Origin of the sequence: Actinoplanes sp. NPDC049548, assembly GCF_040676695.1 — a bacterium.
Lineage (GTDB): Bacteria > Actinomycetota > Actinomycetes > Mycobacteriales > Micromonosporaceae > Actinoplanes.
On the sequence record NZ_JBFAPM010000007.1, the window covers coordinates 48,626 to 64,729 of the forward strand.

General features: G+C 71.5%; 11 protein-coding genes. 8 read left to right on the top strand and 3 right to left on the bottom strand.

Features of this window, described 5'->3' with window-relative positions; genetic code table 11:
• Positions 1 to 46: 46 nt before the first annotated feature.
• The 3 genes from AB0J80_RS15820 to AB0J80_RS15830 all read left to right on the top strand — a co-directional run bounded on the left by AB0J80_RS15820 (position 47) and on the right by AB0J80_RS15830 (position 2,425).
• The gene (locus AB0J80_RS15820; protein ID WP_364705156.1) at positions 47 to 1,723 is read left to right on the top strand and encodes a sodium:solute symporter family protein; all 1,677 of its coding nucleotides are present in this window, start codon (positions 47 to 49) and stop codon (positions 1,721 to 1,723) included.
• Positions 1,724 to 1,734: 11 nt separating this feature from the next.
• Positions 1,735 to 2,055: a hypothetical protein gene (locus AB0J80_RS15825; RefSeq protein WP_364705157.1), complete on the top strand. Its 321-nt coding sequence runs from the start codon at positions 1,735 to 1,737 to the stop codon at positions 2,053 to 2,055.
• Between the two features lie 118 nt (positions 2,056 to 2,173).
• Positions 2,174 to 2,425 carry a hypothetical protein gene (locus tag AB0J80_RS15830; RefSeq protein ID WP_364705159.1) on the top strand — a complete coding sequence of 84 codons (252 nt, stop codon included), beginning with the start codon at positions 2,174 to 2,176 and terminating at the stop codon, positions 2,423 to 2,425.
• Positions 2,426 to 2,452: 27 nt separating this feature from the next.
• On the opposite strand, the gene AB0J80_RS15835 is transcribed toward AB0J80_RS15830, so the two are convergent.
• Positions 2,453 to 3,565, bottom strand: coding sequence for a PQQ-dependent sugar dehydrogenase (locus tag AB0J80_RS15835; protein WP_364705161.1), 1,113 nt, complete (start codon positions 3,563 to 3,565; stop codon positions 2,453 to 2,455).
• Between the two features lie 122 nt (positions 3,566 to 3,687).
• Here AB0J80_RS15835 and AB0J80_RS15840 point away from each other — a divergent pair, with 122 nt between their 5' ends.
• The 5 genes from AB0J80_RS15840 (at position 3,688) to ggt (ending at position 13,959) form a co-directional block, all read left to right on the top strand.
• Complete coding sequence (locus tag AB0J80_RS15840) at positions 3,688 to 6,747, top strand: M14 family zinc carboxypeptidase (protein WP_364705163.1); 3,060 nt, start codon at positions 3,688 to 3,690, stop codon at positions 6,745 to 6,747.
• 101 nt (positions 6,748 to 6,848) lie between these two features.
• A complete protein-coding gene (locus AB0J80_RS15845) occupies positions 6,849 to 8,333 on the top strand; it encodes an alpha/beta hydrolase (protein ID WP_364705165.1) in 1,485 nt (494 codons plus the stop codon).
• A 38-nt stretch (positions 8,334 to 8,371) separates the two neighbouring features.
• On the top strand, positions 8,372 to 10,147 hold the full coding sequence (locus AB0J80_RS15850; RefSeq protein WP_364705167.1) for an ABC transporter ATP-binding protein: 1,776 nt from the start codon (positions 8,372 to 8,374) through the stop codon (positions 10,145 to 10,147).
• Positions 10,144 to 12,081 (top strand): ABC transporter ATP-binding protein, encoded by a 1,938-nt coding sequence (locus AB0J80_RS15855; protein WP_364705169.1) that lies wholly within the window; start codon positions 10,144 to 10,146, stop codon positions 12,079 to 12,081. Before AB0J80_RS15850 ends, AB0J80_RS15855 begins: the two co-directional genes overlap by 4 nt.
• A gap of 84 nt (positions 12,082 to 12,165) precedes the next feature.
• The gene (gene ggt / locus AB0J80_RS15860) at positions 12,166 to 13,959 is read left to right on the top strand and encodes a gamma-glutamyltransferase (RefSeq protein WP_364705171.1); all 1,794 of its coding nucleotides are present in this window, start codon (positions 12,166 to 12,168) and stop codon (positions 13,957 to 13,959) included.
• Between the two features lie 41 nt (positions 13,960 to 14,000).
• On the opposite strand, the gene AB0J80_RS15865 is transcribed toward ggt, so the two are convergent.
• The gene (locus AB0J80_RS15865) at positions 14,001 to 14,639 is read right to left on the bottom strand and encodes a hypothetical protein (RefSeq protein ID WP_364705173.1); all 639 of its coding nucleotides are present in this window, start codon (positions 14,637 to 14,639) and stop codon (positions 14,001 to 14,003) included.
• Positions 14,636 to 16,084 (bottom strand): selenium-binding protein SBP56-related protein, encoded by a 1,449-nt coding sequence (locus AB0J80_RS15870; RefSeq protein WP_364705174.1) that lies wholly within the window; start codon positions 16,082 to 16,084, stop codon positions 14,636 to 14,638. Before AB0J80_RS15870 ends, AB0J80_RS15865 begins: the two co-directional genes overlap by 4 nt.
• Positions 16,085 to 16,104: the final 20 nt, after the last annotated feature.

The window sequence follows — 16,104 nt, forward strand, 5'->3', positions numbered from 1 at the left end:
GAGATTCGGCTCGGGTAACGACGCGTCGACTGCACAGGAGGTGCCCATGGGCGTTCTCGCGGCTGAAGGGCCCGGGCTCAGGCTCGATCTCGACGTATTCGACTACCTCATCCTCGTGATCTACTTCGCGACCGTCCTGGGCATCGGCTTCGCCGCGCGAAGAGCGATCAGCACCAGCGCCGACTTCTTCCTCTCCGGCCGCTCGATGCCGGCCTGGGTCACCGGCCTGGCCTTCGTCTCCGCCAACCTGGGCGCCCTCGAGATCATCGGCATGGCGGCCAACGGCGCGCAGTACGGCCTGATGACCCTGCACTACTACTGGATCGGCGCCGTGCCGGCGATGGTCTTCCTCGGCATCGTGATGATGCCCTTCTACTACGGCTCCAAGGTCCGTAGCGTCCCGGAGTTCCTGCGGCTGCGCTTCAACCGCCCCACGCACCTGCTCAACGCGGTGATCTTCGCCGTCGCCCAGGTGCTCATCGCCGGCGTCAACCTGTACGCCCTCGCCCTCATCCTCGACGCGCTGCTCGGCTGGCCGCTCTGGGCCTCGATCGTGATCGGCGCCGCGATCGTCCTGACCTACATCACGATCGGTGGCCTCTCCTCGGCGATCTACAACGAGGTCCTGCAGTTCTTCGTGATCATCGCGGGCCTGCTGCCGATCACCATCGTGGGCCTGGTCAAGGTCGGCGGCATCGACGGGCTCTTCGACGCCGTCCGCTCCAGCGAGCTCGGCGACGCCGCCCTGCACGCCTGGCAGGGCACGGCCGGCTCGGAGAACCCGCTCGGCGCCAACTGGATCGGCATCGTCTTCGGCCTGGGCTTCGTGCTCTCGTTCGGCTACTGGACGACGAACTTCGCCGAGGTGCAGCGGGCGCTCTCCGCCAAGGACATGAGCGCGGCCCGGCGTACGCCGATCATCGGCGCGTACCCGAAGCTGATCATCCCGATCATCACGGTCATCCCCGGGCTGATCGCCATCGTCACGGTCAAGGGGCTGGGTGCCAAGACGGGTGACCTGCAGTACAACAACGCGATCCCGCTCCTGATGCGCGACCTGCTGCCCAACGGCGTGCTCGGCGTCGCCGTCACCGGCCTGGTGGCGTCGTTCATGGCGGGCATGGCGGCCAACGTGAGCGGCTTCAACACCGTCTTCACGTACGACCTGTGGCAGTCGTACGTGCGCAGGCACCGGTCGGACGACTACTACCTGCGGGTCGGCCGGATCGCGACGATCGCCGGCATCATCATCAGCATCGGCACGGCGTTCATCGCGGCCGGCTACGACAACATCATGAACTACATCCAGGCGCTGTTCTCCCTGATCAACGCCCCGCTGTTCGCCACGTTCATCGTCGGCATGTTCTGGAAGCGGATGTCCGCCTGGGCCGGCTTCTGGTCCCTGCTGCTGGGCACCCTCGCGTCGCTGACGCTCTACCTGCTCTACCTGGGCGACGTCGTGAAGTTCAACTCCGACCTGGAGGAGAGCTTCTGGGGTGCGGGCCTGGCGTTCGTGACCGCCCTGGTGGTCGCCGTGGCGGTGACCCTGTTCACGCGGCCGAAGCCCGAGAGCGACCTGCGCGGCCTCGTCTACGGCCTGGCGGGCACCTCCACCTCCGGCGAGGTGGTGCTGGCCGCCGACAAGGTCTGGTGGCGTAACCCGGCCCTGCTCGGCGGCGTCGCCGTCGTCCTGGCCTTCCTGCTCTACATCCCGGTCTGGTGAGAGGCACTGTGATGGCTGAGGAAGTGAACCGTCCCGAGGACGAGCTGCTCGCGGAGGGTGAGGAACTGGAGAAGCGGTCCGCGGCCGCCCGCCTGTTCGACGTCCGCCGGGTGATCGGTGGCCTCTTCGTGGTGTACGGCGTGATCGTGACCCTGCTCGGGATCTTCGACTCCAGCAGCGACATCGACAAGGCCCAGGGCGTACGGATCAACCTCTGGATGGGTCTGGGGATGCTGGTGCTGGGCGGCCTGTTCCTGCTCTGGCAGTGGTGGCGCCCGACGCACGTGCCCTCCGCCGAGGAGCTGCGAGCGGCCGACGGGCACGGAGAGTAACTGAACAGCAACCGTTATAGGAGCGCTGAGGGAGAAGTTAGTGCGAATCAGGTGCAGCTCGGTTGCACCGGGTCCCTGAACCTTCCGATGAGGGCACCGAGCTTCCGATACTCGTGGCATGGAACCCCTCGCCTCAGTAAGCCTCGCCAGCGGAGCGTCGCCACGCCCCGCTGGCTGGCAGATGCAGCTTCGTGTTGACTACGTGGTCAACAAGGTCATGCAGACGCATCGCGGCCAGTCCGAGGATGCGGTTGCGCAGGCCATCAAGGATCAGCTCCGCAGTTTCGGCGTGGTGCCGAACGGCCGGCAGATCGACCAGTATGCCCAGGTGATCAGCAGTCTCCCGCTGCTGCCGCCGAACAACCGCTGACGGCCTGCGGTTCCCCGCCCGTCCCCCTCACCGGGCGGGGAACCGCAGGATCCGGTCGTCGCCGTCGCGCACGTCCCCGCGTCCGTCGGTGTTCGACGTGGTGAGCCACAACGCGCCGTCCGGCGCGACCGCCACGGTGCGCAACCGCCCGTAGCGTCCGGACAGCTCGTCCTGCGGATCGCCGCCGCCCAGCGGCACGGTCCACAGCCGCTCGCCGCGCAGCGCCGCGACGTAGAGCGTGTCGCCGGCGATCGCCGCCCCGGACGGGGACGCCTCGTCGGTCGTCCAGGTCACCAGCGGGTCGACGTACCTGCTGTCGTTCCCTGTGCCCTCGACCTCCGGCCAGCCGTAGTTCTTCCCCGGCTCGATCTTGTTGACCTCGTCGAACCGGTTCTGGCCGAACTCGACCGCGTACATCGTCTTGTCGGCCGCCCAGGCGAGGCCCTGGACGTTGCGGTGGCCCAGGCTCCAGACCGGCGAGCCCGCCCGCGGGTTGCCCGGGGCCGGCTTGCCCTCCGGGGTGAGCCTCAGGATCTTGCCGTTGGTGTCGTCCGGGTTCTGCGAGGCCGAGCGGTCGCCGGCGTCGCCCGTGCCCGCGTACAGCATGCCGTCCGGGCCGAACGCGATCCGGCCGCCGTTGTGGATCCCCGCCTTGTCGATGCCGTCGAAGATCACCTCCGGCGCGGCCTGGCTGCCGAGCTTGAACCGCACGATCCGGTTGTCGTCCGCCGCCGTGTGGTACGCGTACACGTAGTCGGTCTTCTCGAAGTCCTTCGCCACCGCCAGGCCGAGCAGGCCGCCCTCGCCGGACGCGGAGACGCCGGGCACCCGGTAGACCTCGCGGGGCGCGCCGCCGCCGGCGGAGACCTGCAGGACCCTGGCGCTGTCGCGCTCGGCGACCAGCGCGCTGCCGTCGGGCAGGAAGGCCAGGCCCCAGGGCGTCTCGATGCCGGTGGCCACCGTTTCCGGATCACGCAGGTCAGGCGCGTCCCCGGCGGGGGCCGAAGGGGCCGAAGGCGCGGCGGACGACGCCCGTGGGATCGTCGACACCCCGCCGGAGCCCTGGTCGTCCGAACAGGCGGTGAGCAGGGCGATACCGGCCGTGGCGGCGGCGACTGCCCAGCGTGCGGCGATGGTCATCCCTTCACCGTGCCTCGCCGGCCTGAGAGAAACCTGAAGACCGCCGGGAGCGGAAGCTTGACACCGTCCTGGGCTGCGGCGAAGGTCCACTCACGACCTTCCCACCCATGGAGGCCTCCACCATGACACCAGTCCGCTGGGCAGCCGCCTGCGCACTTTCCTTAGCGACCGCGGCCGCCGCGGTCCTGCCCGGGATCGCGCCGGCCGCCGCGGCTCCTTCCGACGACACCCTCGGGGTGTACGTCGGCACTCTCGACGCCGCGCAGCTCGAACGCCTGCGCGCCGTCGGCCTCGACCACGACGAGAGCGCGGTGACCGCCGCCGCGAACGGCAAGATCGCCGTCGAGACGATCCTCGGACGGCGCCAGGCCGAACGACTCGTCGCGGCCGGCGTACCCCTGACCGCCAAGCGCCCCACGGCCCGGATGCGCGCCGAGGCCGCCCAGGCCCCCTCGGTCTTCCGGCCGTACGCCGCCCCGGGCGGCATCCGCGACGAGCTGGCCGCCACTGCCGCGAGGCACCCGCGGCTCGCCAAGCTGGTCACCGTGGGCAAGACGCTCAAGGGCGTACCCATCCAGGCCGTGAAGGTGACCCGCGACGCGCGGCTGGTCCGTGACGGGCGGCGCCCGGCCGTGCTCTACATCGGCGGCCAGCACGCCCGCGAATGGATCACCCCGGAGATGACCCGGCGGCTGTTGCACCACGTCCTCGACGGGTACGGCACCGACGCGACGATCACGAAGGTGCTCAACACCACCGAGCTGTGGTTCGTGCCGGTCGCGAACCCGGACGGCTACGACTTCACCTTCACCGAGGGCCACCGCCTCTGGCGCAAGAACCTGCGCGACAACAACGGCGACGGTGAGATCACCGCGGGCGACGGCGTCGACCTCAACCGCAACTTCGCGGAGAAGTGGGGCTACGACAACGAGGGTTCGTCGGCCGACCCGGCCAGCGAGACCTACCGCGGCACCGCGCCGAACTCCGAGCCCGAGACCAAGGCCCTGGACGCGCTCTTCAAGCGGGTCGGCTTCGAGTTCCTCGTCAACTACCACTCGGCCGCCGAGCTGCTGCTCTACGGCGTCGGGTGGCAGGTCAGCACGCCGAGTCCGGACGACCAGATCGCCGTGGCGCTGGCCGGCGACGACGCCCACCCGGCGGTGCCCGGCTACGACCCCGACATCTCGGCCGAGCTCTACACCACCAACGGCGACACCGACTACCACGCCCAGGTGCGCACCGGCACGATCGGCTTCACGCCGGAGATGAGCACCTGCGAGACCATCTCCGGGCTGGACCCGGACGACCAGTGGAACCCGGACGACTGCGAGAGCGGCTTCAACTTCCCGGACGACGAGAAGCTGATCCAGGGCGAGTTCGTCAAGAACCTGCCGTTCGCCCTCTCGGTCGCGCAGTCCGCCAAGGACCCGGCCAACCCGGTGTCGACGGTCGGGCGCAGCACGCCCGATCTGGCCGTGGACGCGTTCGGCACCTCGTACGGCTCGCGCCAGCAGGTCGCCGTGACCGCCAAGCGCAGCCTGCGCGCCGTCACCCTGCACTACTCGATCAACGGCGGCCGTCAGCGGATCGCCCCCACGGCCGAGTGGCGCGGCGGCGAACGGTACGGCGACGTCCTCGACAAGTACTTCGCCGAGCGCCGCGGCACCGTGCCCCGGGCCCGTCCCGGCGACAAGGTGAAGGTCTGGTTCACCGCCCGCAAGGGCGCGGCCACGATCACCTCGTCGGACTTCACCTACACCGTCGCCGACAAGATCGGCGGCGACGTGCTGGTGCTCGCCGCCGAGGACGTCACCGGCGTCTCGCCCGCGAACACCGACGGCGCCACCAGCGCCCGGTACGCCGACGAGTACGTCGCCTCGCTCAAGAAGGCGGGCCGCTCGGTCGACGTCTACGACCTCGACACCCGTGGCCGCGTGGCGCCGCACCCGCTGGGCGTCCTCTCGCACTACGACGCCGTGGTGTGGGAGACCGGCGACGACGTCATCCCGCGCGCGCCCGGACAGCCGGCCGGCACGGTGGCCCGCTCGGCCCTCGAGACCGAGCTCGCCGTGCGGGACTACCTGAACGAGGGCGGCAAGCTGCTGCTCGCCGGCAAGTACGCTGGCTTCGCGCAGGGCGCCAACGGGGCGTACCGGTACCTGCCCGACGGGCCGGGGGAGTGCACCGACCCGGACAACCCCGCCTGCCTGCCGATCTTCAACGACTTCCAGCAGTACTGGCTGGGGGCGTACTCGTACGTCGACGAGGGCGGGACCAGCGCCGACGAGAAGCCGTACCCGGTGAAGGGTGTGGCCGGGAAGTTCGAGGGCTACTCCGCGACGCCGGGACCCGGGCACACCGCCGCGTTCCTGGCCACGTCGAGCTTCCTGCAGCCGTTGCGGTTCCCGCAGTTCGCCGACTCCGCCGCGCCGATCGACTGGCAGCAGCCCGGCGCCGCGCCGTACGACCCGTACGACGGCGACTGGTACCTGTGGAGCGGGCAGGCCGACAGCTCGTACAAGCGGCTCACCAAGACGATCGACCTCACCGGGGCCCAGGCGGCGCGCCTGAAGTTCCGTACGTCGTTCGATACCGAGGCGGACTGGGACTTCATGTTCGTCGAGGCGCACGTGGTGGGCAGCGACGACTGGACGACGCTGCCGGACGCCAACGGGCTCACCACCACCGGCACCGGGGAGAGCTGCGAGTCGGGGATCACGAGGCTGCACCCGTTCGTCGCCCACTACCAGAGCGCGGACTGCACGCCGCAGGGGACGACCGGCACGTGGAACGCCGCCACCGGCAACAGCGGCGGGTGGAAGGAGTTCGACGCGGACCTGTCGGCGTATGCGGGCAAGCAGGTCGAGGTCTCGATCACGTACATGTCGGACTGGACCACCCAGGGTCTCGGCGTCTTCCTGGACGACGTCCGGGTGGAGACCGGCGGCACGGTGGCCCAGCGGACGTCGTTCGAGAGCGACCTCGGCGGCTGGACGGTGGCCGGCCCGCCGCCCGGCTCGGGGGTGAACAGCTCCGACTGGTCACGCAGCCGGTTGGCCTTCGACTCCGGCGCGGCCGTCACGACCAAGGACAGCGTCTATGTCGGCTTCGGCCTGGAGACGCTGACCGCGGCGGAGCGCGACGCGCTGGTGAAGCGGGCGCTCAAGCACCTCGGAATTTAGTTCTTTCGGGGTGAAAATCCCGGTTCGGTAGATTGCGCCGCGCGCTTCCTCTAGACAGGAGGCGCGCGGCGCGCTGCCGTGCAGGGCGGAGAGACGACGCGGTGCGAGCAACGACCCGGCCGATCCTGGCCGCGTTCCTGGCTGTCCTCACAGCGGGCGCCGCGAGTCCCGCCCATGCCGCCCGCGACCGCGGTCCGGTGTGGAAGGCCTGCGTCGAGGACCGCACGGCGCAGTGCACGACGGTGCGGGTGCCGGTCGACCGGGCCGACCCGTACGGGCCGTCGCTGAGCATCGCCGTCGCCCGCCGCCCGGCCGCCGACCCGGGACACCGGATCGGCACGCTGCTGGTCAACCCCGGCGGCCCCGGCGGCTCCGGCGTCGACTTCGCGCTGGACAGCCCCTGGTTCTTCAGCGAGCAGGTGCGGCGCCGCTTCGACATCGTCGGCTTCGACCCGCGCGGCGTGGCCCGCAGCAACCCCGTCGTGTGTTCGGCGTCGCTGCTCGCCGCCGGGCCGTCCGTGGTCATCACCAGCGCCCACGAGTACGCCGACACGATCGCCTACAACCGCAGGCTCGCCGCCGACTGCGCCCGCCGCTCCCGCCCGGTCTTCGGCCACGCCGACACACTCAGCGTCGTGCAGGACATGGAGAGCATCCGCGCCGCCCTCGGTGAGGAGCGCATCAGCTTCTACGGCGCCTCCTACGGCACGCTCCTCGGCGCCCAGTACGCCGAGCGCTTCCCTCAGCGCGTCCGCGCCCTGGTCCTGGACAGCGTGATGGACCACAGCGGCGACACCGACGCCTTCCTCGGCGCGGAGACGAGCGCAGCGCAGGACTCCTTCGACGAGTTCGTGGCCTGGTGCACGAGAAGCGCCGAGTGCGCCCTGCACGGCCGGGACGTCCGCCGGATCTGGGCCGCCCTGCTCGAGCGGGCGAAGCGGGGCACGCTGCGGGACCCGTTCGACCCGTCCCACCGGATGACCGTCTACGACCTGCTCGGAGTGGCGTTCGGCTCCTTCTACGACCCGCAGTGGCACTCGCTTGCCATCTACCTCAAGGAGGCGTCGGCGCCGTCCGGCCGCCGCGCCCGTGGGACCGTCACCGAAGTGGAGTACGGCTTCCCGGCGGTCTTCTGCGACGACTGGTCCGTGCCGGTGGGCGGGTGGACCGGCCTGCGCGACCGGCTCGCCGCGCTGGCCCGCGCGAACCCGCAGATGCCGGTGTCGCCGCTGGCGCTGGCCTCGGTCGCCGGGTGTCTCGGCTGGTCGCTGCCCGTGAGCAACCCGCAGCGGGTGCCGGCCCCCGCGCGCACCGGCCCGGTTCTGCTCATCAACGCCCGGCACGACCCCGCGACCCCGTACGCCTGGGCCCGCACTCTCGCCGCGCAGCTCGGACCGAAGGCGACGCTGGTCACGTACGACGGGTGGGGCCACACCGTGTACGGCCGCAGCGACTGTGTCACCACGCTGGTGGACCGCTACCTGCTCGCCGTACGCCCACCCGCGGCCGGCACCTCCTGCCCGGGCGTCGAGCCCGCCCCGCACGGGGTGGGGAAGCGCCCGGCGGCCCGGCGGGGGTATCGTTAGCCTGGCTAACTACTCCCGTCCGGAGAGGAGGGCGCACCTTGAGCCGTCGCGCGCCCAGGGCGTCCATCGACCCGGACACCGGAAAATCCTGGCTCCGCCGTGCCCTGCCCCTGGTCAAGGCGCACCGCGTGCTCCTGATCACCTCGCTCGTGCTCTCCTTCGCCGGGCTCGTCGTGCAGGTGCAGATCCCCAACCTGCTCCGGATCGGCATCGATGACGCGATCGTCGCGCGCAGCGGGCAGCTCACCACCTACGTGTGGTGGATCGTCGCGCTCGCGCTGGCCCAGGGCGTCATCAACTACCTCGCCCGGCTCTACCTGCTGCGCACCGCCTACGAGCTCGAGTACGACCTGCGCAACATCCTCTACGCCCACCTGGCCCGGATGCCGTTCGGCTTCTTCGACCGGGTGCAGTCCGGCGAGCTGATGTCGCGGTCCGGCTCCGACATCCGGGCCGTGCAGATGTACCTCTCGTTCGGCCCGTCGATCCTGGTGCAGTGCCTGATCGCGGTGGTCGCCTTCGGGCTGATGCTCTCGATCAACGTGCCGCTGGCCGTCGTGGCGATGGTGACCATGCCGGTCATCGGCTTCCTCGGCGTCGGCATGCGCAAGGCGATCTTCCCCGTGTCCTGGCTGATCCAGGCGCGGCTGGCCCGGCTCGCCACCGTGGTCGACGAGAACATCCAGGGCGTCCGCATCGTCAAGGCGTTCGCCGCGGAGGGACGCCAGCTGCGCACGCTGGGCGAGGCCGCCGACCGGATCCGGTGGGCGTACCTGCAGGACGCCCGGATCCGCAGCCGGTGGACGCCGGTGCTGGACAACCTGCCCCGGCTCGGTCTCGCCCTCGTCCTGCTGGTCGGCGGCCTCATGGTCATCGACGGCGGCACCACCGTCGGCACGATCGTGGCCTTCAACTCGTACGTGCTGATGCTCCAGCCGCCGTTCCGGCTGCTCGGCATGATGATCATGCTGGGCCAGCGGGCGTCGGCGTCGGCCCGGCGCATCTACGAGATCCTCGACACGCCCAGCGAGGTGGTCGACGCCCCGGAGCCGGTCGACGCGAAGCTGCGCGGGGAGGTGCGGTTCGAGGGCGTGCGGTTCGCGTACCCGAACGGCACCGTCGCCCTCGACGGCCTGGACCTGCACATCCGGCCGGGGGAGACGGTCGCCGTCGTGGGCGCGACCGGCAGCGGCAAGTCGACGCTCGGCCGGCTGATGGCCCGCTTCTACGACGTGACCGCCGGGCGCGTGACGATCGACGGCCACGACGTCCGGTCGCTGCGGCTGTCCGGGCTGCGGGACCAGGTGGGCATCGTCCCCGACGAGCCGTTCCTCTTCTCGCTGTCCATCCACGACAACATCGCGTACGGCCGCCCCGGCGCGAGCCGGGCCGAGGTGGAGCGGGCGGCCCGGGCGGCGGGCGCGGACGAGTTCGTGCGGGCCCTGCCCGAGGGCTACGACACGGTGGTGGGCGAGCGCGGCTACACGCTCTCGGGCGGGCAGCGGCAGCGCATCGCGATCGCGCGGGCCCTGCTGGTCAACCCGCCGGTGCTGGTCCTCGACGACGCGACCAGCGCGATCGACGTGACGGTCGAGAAACGGATCCACGCCTCGCTGCGGGACCGGATGCGCGGCCGCACCACCCTGATCGTCGCCCACCGGCTCTCCACGATCAGCCTCGCCGACCGGGTGGTCCTGCTCGAGGGCGGCCGGGTCGTGGCGGACGGCACCCACGCCGGCCTGCTGGCCACCGAGCCCCGGTACGCCCGCGTGCTGGCCAGCGCGACCCTTTCCGAGGACGAGGTGGCCGCATGAGCATGTTCGGGGGTGGGTTCGGCGGGTTCAACGCGGGCGGGCGGCCGTCGGTCGGCGCGGCCGGGCGCAAGGGCAACGGGCTGCCCTTCGCCGGCATCCCCGACGACCTCGCCGAGGGGGTGGCGAGACTGGAGTCCCGCGAGCCCGACCACGGCGACCCGCGGGCGTCCTACGACCCGGTGGCCGACCGCGGCAGGAAGGTCACGCTGGGCCGCCTGCTCGCCGGCCGGCCGGTCCTGCTCGCCGCCGCCACGGCCGCCGTGCTCGTGGAGACGCTGCTGCTGCAGGCCGGCCCGTACCTGGTCCAGGTCGGTATCGACCACGGCATCGCCGGCCGCGACCTGCGCGTCCTGATCGGCGCGACCGTCGCGTTCGTGGCGGCGGTGCTGCTGACCGGCGTCGCCACCGCCGCCCGCATGCGCCAGACCGGCCGGATGGCCGCCTTCGCCACCCGTGACCTGCGGATCCGGCTCTTCGCGCACCTGCAGCGCATGTCGCTGGACTACTACACCCGCGAGAAGGCGGGCGTCACCATGACCCGGATGACCTCCGACGTCGAGGCGCTACAGAGCCTGCTCAGCGACGGTTTCGCCCAGTTCGGCATCCAGGTGCTGACCATGGTCGTCGTCACCGGCCTGCTGTTCCACTACAACGCGGAGCTGGCCCTCATCACGTTGGTGCTGGTCGTGCCGCCGCTGACCGCGGCGTCGCTGTGGTTCCGCCGCGCGGCCGACCGCGGCTACAACCGCCAGCGCGACACCATCGCCGCGATGTTCGCCGATCTCGCCGAGAGCCTCAACGGCGCGCGGGTGGTCACCGCGCACAACCGCCAGGAGCGCAACATCGTCGCGCACCGCGAGGTGGTCGGCGGCTACCGCGACGCCAACGACTTCACCGGCCGGATCAACGCCGTCTACGGCCCCGGCACGTCGGTGATCGGCCTGCTCGGGATGGCGGCGCTGCTGCTCGTCGGCGGCCGCATGGTGCTGCGCGGCTCGCTGAGCATCGGCGAGCTGACCGCCTTCGTGCTCTACCTCAACTCGTTCTTCCAGCCGGTGCAACAGCTGGTCCAGCTCTACACGCAGTACCAGCAGGGCCGGGCCGCGGTCGGCAAGATAAACGGGCTGCTCGCCACCGAGCCGACGGTCCGCGAGGCTCCGGACGCGCGTCCGCTCCCACCCGTCCGGGGCGAGATCGTCTTCGCGGGGGTCAGCTTCGGATATCTGCCGGACCGGCCGGTGCTGGAGCACGTCGACCTGACCATCCGACCGGGGGAGACGGTGGCCTGCGTGGGGCCGACCGGCGCCGGCAAGTCCACCCTGGCGAAGCTCGTCACGCGCCTGTACGACCCGACCGCAGGGCGCATCCTCATCGACGGCCACGACCTGCGCGGGGTCACGCTCGCGTCGCTGCGCCGGCAGATCGGCGTGGTGCCGCAGGAGCCGTTCCTCTTCGCCGGGACGCTGCGCGACAACATCGCCTTCGCGCGGCCGGACGCGACCGACGAGGAGGTCCGCGCGGCGGTGGACGCGGTGGGGCTGAACGACCTGGTGGACCGCTCACCGGAGGGCCTCGAGACGCCGCTGCACGAGCGCGGCCAGTCGGTGTCCTCGGGCGAGCGGCAGCTGCTGGCCCTGGCCCGGGCCTTCCTCGCCGAGCCGCGGGTGGTCGTCCTGGACGAGGCCACCTCCAGCCTCGACCTGCGCAGTGAGCTGCGGGTCGAGGCGGCCCTCGACCGGCTGCTGCAGGGCCGTACGGCGATCCTCGTCGCGCACCGCCTGTCCACCGCCCGCCGCGCGGACCGGATCATCGTCGTGGACGACCACGGCATCGTGGAGTCGGGCTCGCACGACGAGCTGGTCGCGGCCGGCGGTCGCTACGCCGACATGTACTGGACCTGGGCCTCCCACGGTTCTGCTGATCACGCAGCGTGAGTCGCGTGTCCCAGGTTGTGCCCGGTCGCCGGTACCGGTAGGCAGAGAGGGACTGTCCACTCTCTCTGTCGCGCCGGAGGCACGATGCGGTTCACTCTTGCGCTAGCCACCACCGCCACCCTCGCCCTGACATCCGTCACCCTGGCCCCCACCGGCGCGAACGCCCACACCCGCAACGGCGGACCCACCGCGGTCGGCTTCGGCGGGGCGGTCTCCACCGTCGACGCCACCGCCACCGCCGTGGGCCTGGACGTCCTGCGCCGCGGCGGCAACGCCGTCGACGCCGCCGTGGCCGCGGCCGCCACCCTCGGCGTCACGGAACCGTTCTCGGCCGGCATCGGCGGCGGCGGCTTCTTCGTCTACTACGACGCGAAGCGCGGCACCGTCAGCACCATCGACGGCCGCGAGTCCGGACCGGCCACGATGACCGAGGACACCTTCATCGACCCGGCCGACGGCAAGCCGTACGACTTCGCGGAGGCCCGGGTCAGCGGCCTCTCGGTCGGCACCCCCGGCACCCTCGCGACCTGGGAGGCCGCGGCGAGGAAGTGGGGCACGCGGTCGCTGAGCAGCCTCCTGCTGCCGGCCGCGCGGGTCGCCGACCGCGGTTTCACCGTCGACGCGACGTTCCGCCAGCAGATCGCCGACAACGCCGCCGCGTTCGGCCAGTTCGACTCCACCCGCGACCTCTACCTGCCCGGCGGCGCCCCGCCCGCGGTCGGCACCGTGCAACGCAACCCCGACCTCGCGGACACGTACCGCCTGATCGCCCGGCGCGGCACCAACGTCTTCTACCGCGGCCAGGTCGGCGCGGACGTGGTCCGTACCGTGCAGCACCCGCCGGTCGCGGACGACCCGACCGGCACGTGGGCGTACCCGATCCGCCCCGGTGACCTGCGCCTGTCCGACCTCGCAGGATACCGGGTGCGCTACCCGGCACCGACCCGCTCCGGCTACCGCGGCCTCACCGTCTACGGCATGTCGACCCCGTCCAGCGGCGGCACGGCCGTGGGCGAGGCCCTCAACATCCTCGAGAAGACCGATCTCTCCAAGGTCTCGATCACCCAGGCCCTGCACCGGTACGCCGAAGCCAGCGCGCTGAGCTTCGCCGACCGCAACCGCTACGTGGGCGCGTACACCCCGCAGCCGGTGCTGGACAAGCTCATCAGCGACGGCTGGGCCACCCAGCGCGCCTGCCAGATCAACCCGTCCCGCGCCCTGCCCAAGCCGGTGCCCCCGGGCGACATCAACGCCAGCGGCTGCACGCCCGCGCGCATCGGCGGCCCCGTCGAGCAGGGCCAGAGCACCACCAACCTGACCGTGGCCGACCGCTGGGGCAACGTCGTCGAGTACACCCTGACGATCGAGCAGACCGGCGGCAACGCGATGGTCGTGCCCGGCCGCGGCTTCCTGCTCAACAACGAGCTGACGGACTTCAACTTCACGGGTACGCAGGGAACGGCCCCCGACCCCAACCTCCCGGGCCCGAACAAGCGCCCCCGCAGCTCGATGTCCCCGACCATCGTCCTCAAGCACGACCGCCCGTTCCTCGCCCTGGGCTCCCCGGGCGGCGCGACGATCATCACCACGGTCCTGCAGCTCCTGGTCAACCGGATCGACCTGGGCATGACCCTGCCGCAAGCCATGGCGGCCCCGCGAGCGTCACAGCGCAACACCCCGGGCATCCAGGCGGAACCGGCCTTCCACCAGCAGTACGGGCCGGGACTGGAAGCGCTCGGCCACACGTTCAGCGCGGACGTGCCCGAGCTCGGCGCCGCCACGGCGATCGAGTTCACCCGCCACGGCGGCCTGATCGCCACCGCCGAACCCGTCCGCCGCGGCGGCGGATCGGCCGCAGTGGTGGTCCCGCGCCGCTGAGGAAGCACGACGAGGGGCGGGCCGGCAGGCCCGCCCCTCGTTCACGCCGTCAGGGCGATGGTCAGCGCCCCGGCGGCCACCATCACCGCCGCCCACAGTTTGTCCACGTTGAACCAGGCCCGGCGCAGCACGCTCAGCCCCACGAACTCGTAGACGCCGACCGCGCACGCCGCCATCACCGCGAACATCGCCACCGTGTGGACCGCGGCGGCCAGGAGCCCGGTGAGAGCCCCGGAGGGCGCCGCGGTCACGGCGTGATGCATGGGCATGCCCGCGGGCATCGGTGTCGTCGCCAGGACCGGTAGCAGCATCAGGCCGGCCCCGTGCGCGGACGACATGAGGAACGACCAGCCCGCCAGCTGCCCCTGCGACAGCCGCATCCCCGCCCACCGGAAGTGCCGGGCCGAGAGCAGCCGCCACAGCCCGAAGGCGACCAGGACCACTCCGCCGACGATCGCGACCACGTTGCCCGCCACCACCGACTCCGTCGCGGAGACCACGGCCGCCACGATCGCGACCGAGGCCAGATGGCCGGCCGCGATCGCCGGGAGGGAGGCGAGGAGCACCGTACGGCTGCGTTCCTGCATGCCCCGCGCCACCGCGAACAGCCAGCCCATCGCGGGGTTCAGGCCGTGGAAGGCGCCCAGTGCGGCGAGGGCGGCCAGCTGGCCACCCGTCACGGGAAGCAGTACGAGTCGGACGACGCGTCGCCACCCTGCAGCCGGGTCTGGTGGACCCGCAGCCCGCGGAAGTCGTCGCCGTGCGGGAAGAAGCGTTCGTCCAGCGTCATCCCGCCCGCCTCGGTGTCCACGTCGATCTTCGCCATCCAGGCGCCCACGCCGTCCGGGTAGAACTGGTCGTCCCACGAACCGTAGAGCGAGTTGGTCACGTAGACCCGCTTGCCGTCACGGGAGATCTCCACCATCTGGGGGCCGCCGGCCAGGCGTCCGGTGGGGGAGGCGGGGTGTGCCACGCGGCCGACGACGCCGCCGAGGCGGATGGAGCCGGTCTCGCGGGGGTGGAACGGGTCGCTGACGTCGAACTGCTTGAGCTCGCCGGTGCCCCAGCAGGAGACGTAGAGGAAGCGGTCGTCGACGGACAGGTCGATGTCGGTGACCAGCGGGGGCACCGCGCCGAACGGCTGCAGCGCCGGCGGAAGATCCGCGGCGTCGGCGGGCTCGGCAGGGATGTCGATCACCTTGGTGACGGCGAACTCCCCATCCGACCACCCCGCCGCCGCCCCTGACCGGACTGAAGACTGCGCTCCGTCCCTGTGCCACACCCACACCGAGGCCGAGAGGTCCTCGACGCTGGTGACGACGCCGACGAAGCCGTACTCCTTGCGCGGGTCGTGGGCCGGGCGCAGCTCCAGCGGCATCTGGTACTGGTCGCCGAGGTCGACGCTCTGGACGAGGGTGCGCTTGGCGAGGTCCCAGAAGTGGATGCGGTGGCCGTACTTGCGGCCGACGAGCAGCTCGGGGTTGATGCCGTCCTCGATCATCGACGGGGTGCCCCACTCGGACGACACCAGCACGTCGCGGGTCAGGTGCCACCAGAAGTCGTAGGCGAGGTACTGGTCGCCGCGGTCGTGCTCCCACGGGCCGCGTACCTCGAAGGTGGTGTGGTCGAGCACCGCGATGCCGCCCGGGCCCTCGGAGGAGCCGCCGCCGAGTGCGGAGACGTAGATGCCGTCCGGCCCGCAGTGGATGGTGTGCGGGCGCGAGTAGCCCGCCTTGGCCGCGAGCTCCTCGGCGGGGATCTCCTTGACCAGCGCCGGGTTGCGCGGATCGTCCTTGGTGTCGAGCACGTACAGCCGCGACGACCGCAGGCCCGGGACGATCAGGTAGCGCCGTTCCACGTGCGGGTGCGGCGCGGTCGGGCAGAGCGCGCTGCTGCACGCGTTCCAGCCGAAATGATGAAGCTCGTCACCGGTGTGCGGAAGATCGGTCCAACCCACGACCTTCCCGTACGCGTCGGAAGCGGGATCGGTGTCCAGCACGACGATGGCGTCGGGGCGGGTGGCGGAGCGGTCGAAGGCCGCGACGTACGCGAGCTGCTCGGCGGGCGCGGTCAGTGCGTCCCGCGGCGAGGCGTAGAAGGTCGGGTCGGGAGTCCAGCGCGTCATGTCGCCATCCTCGCCGGGGG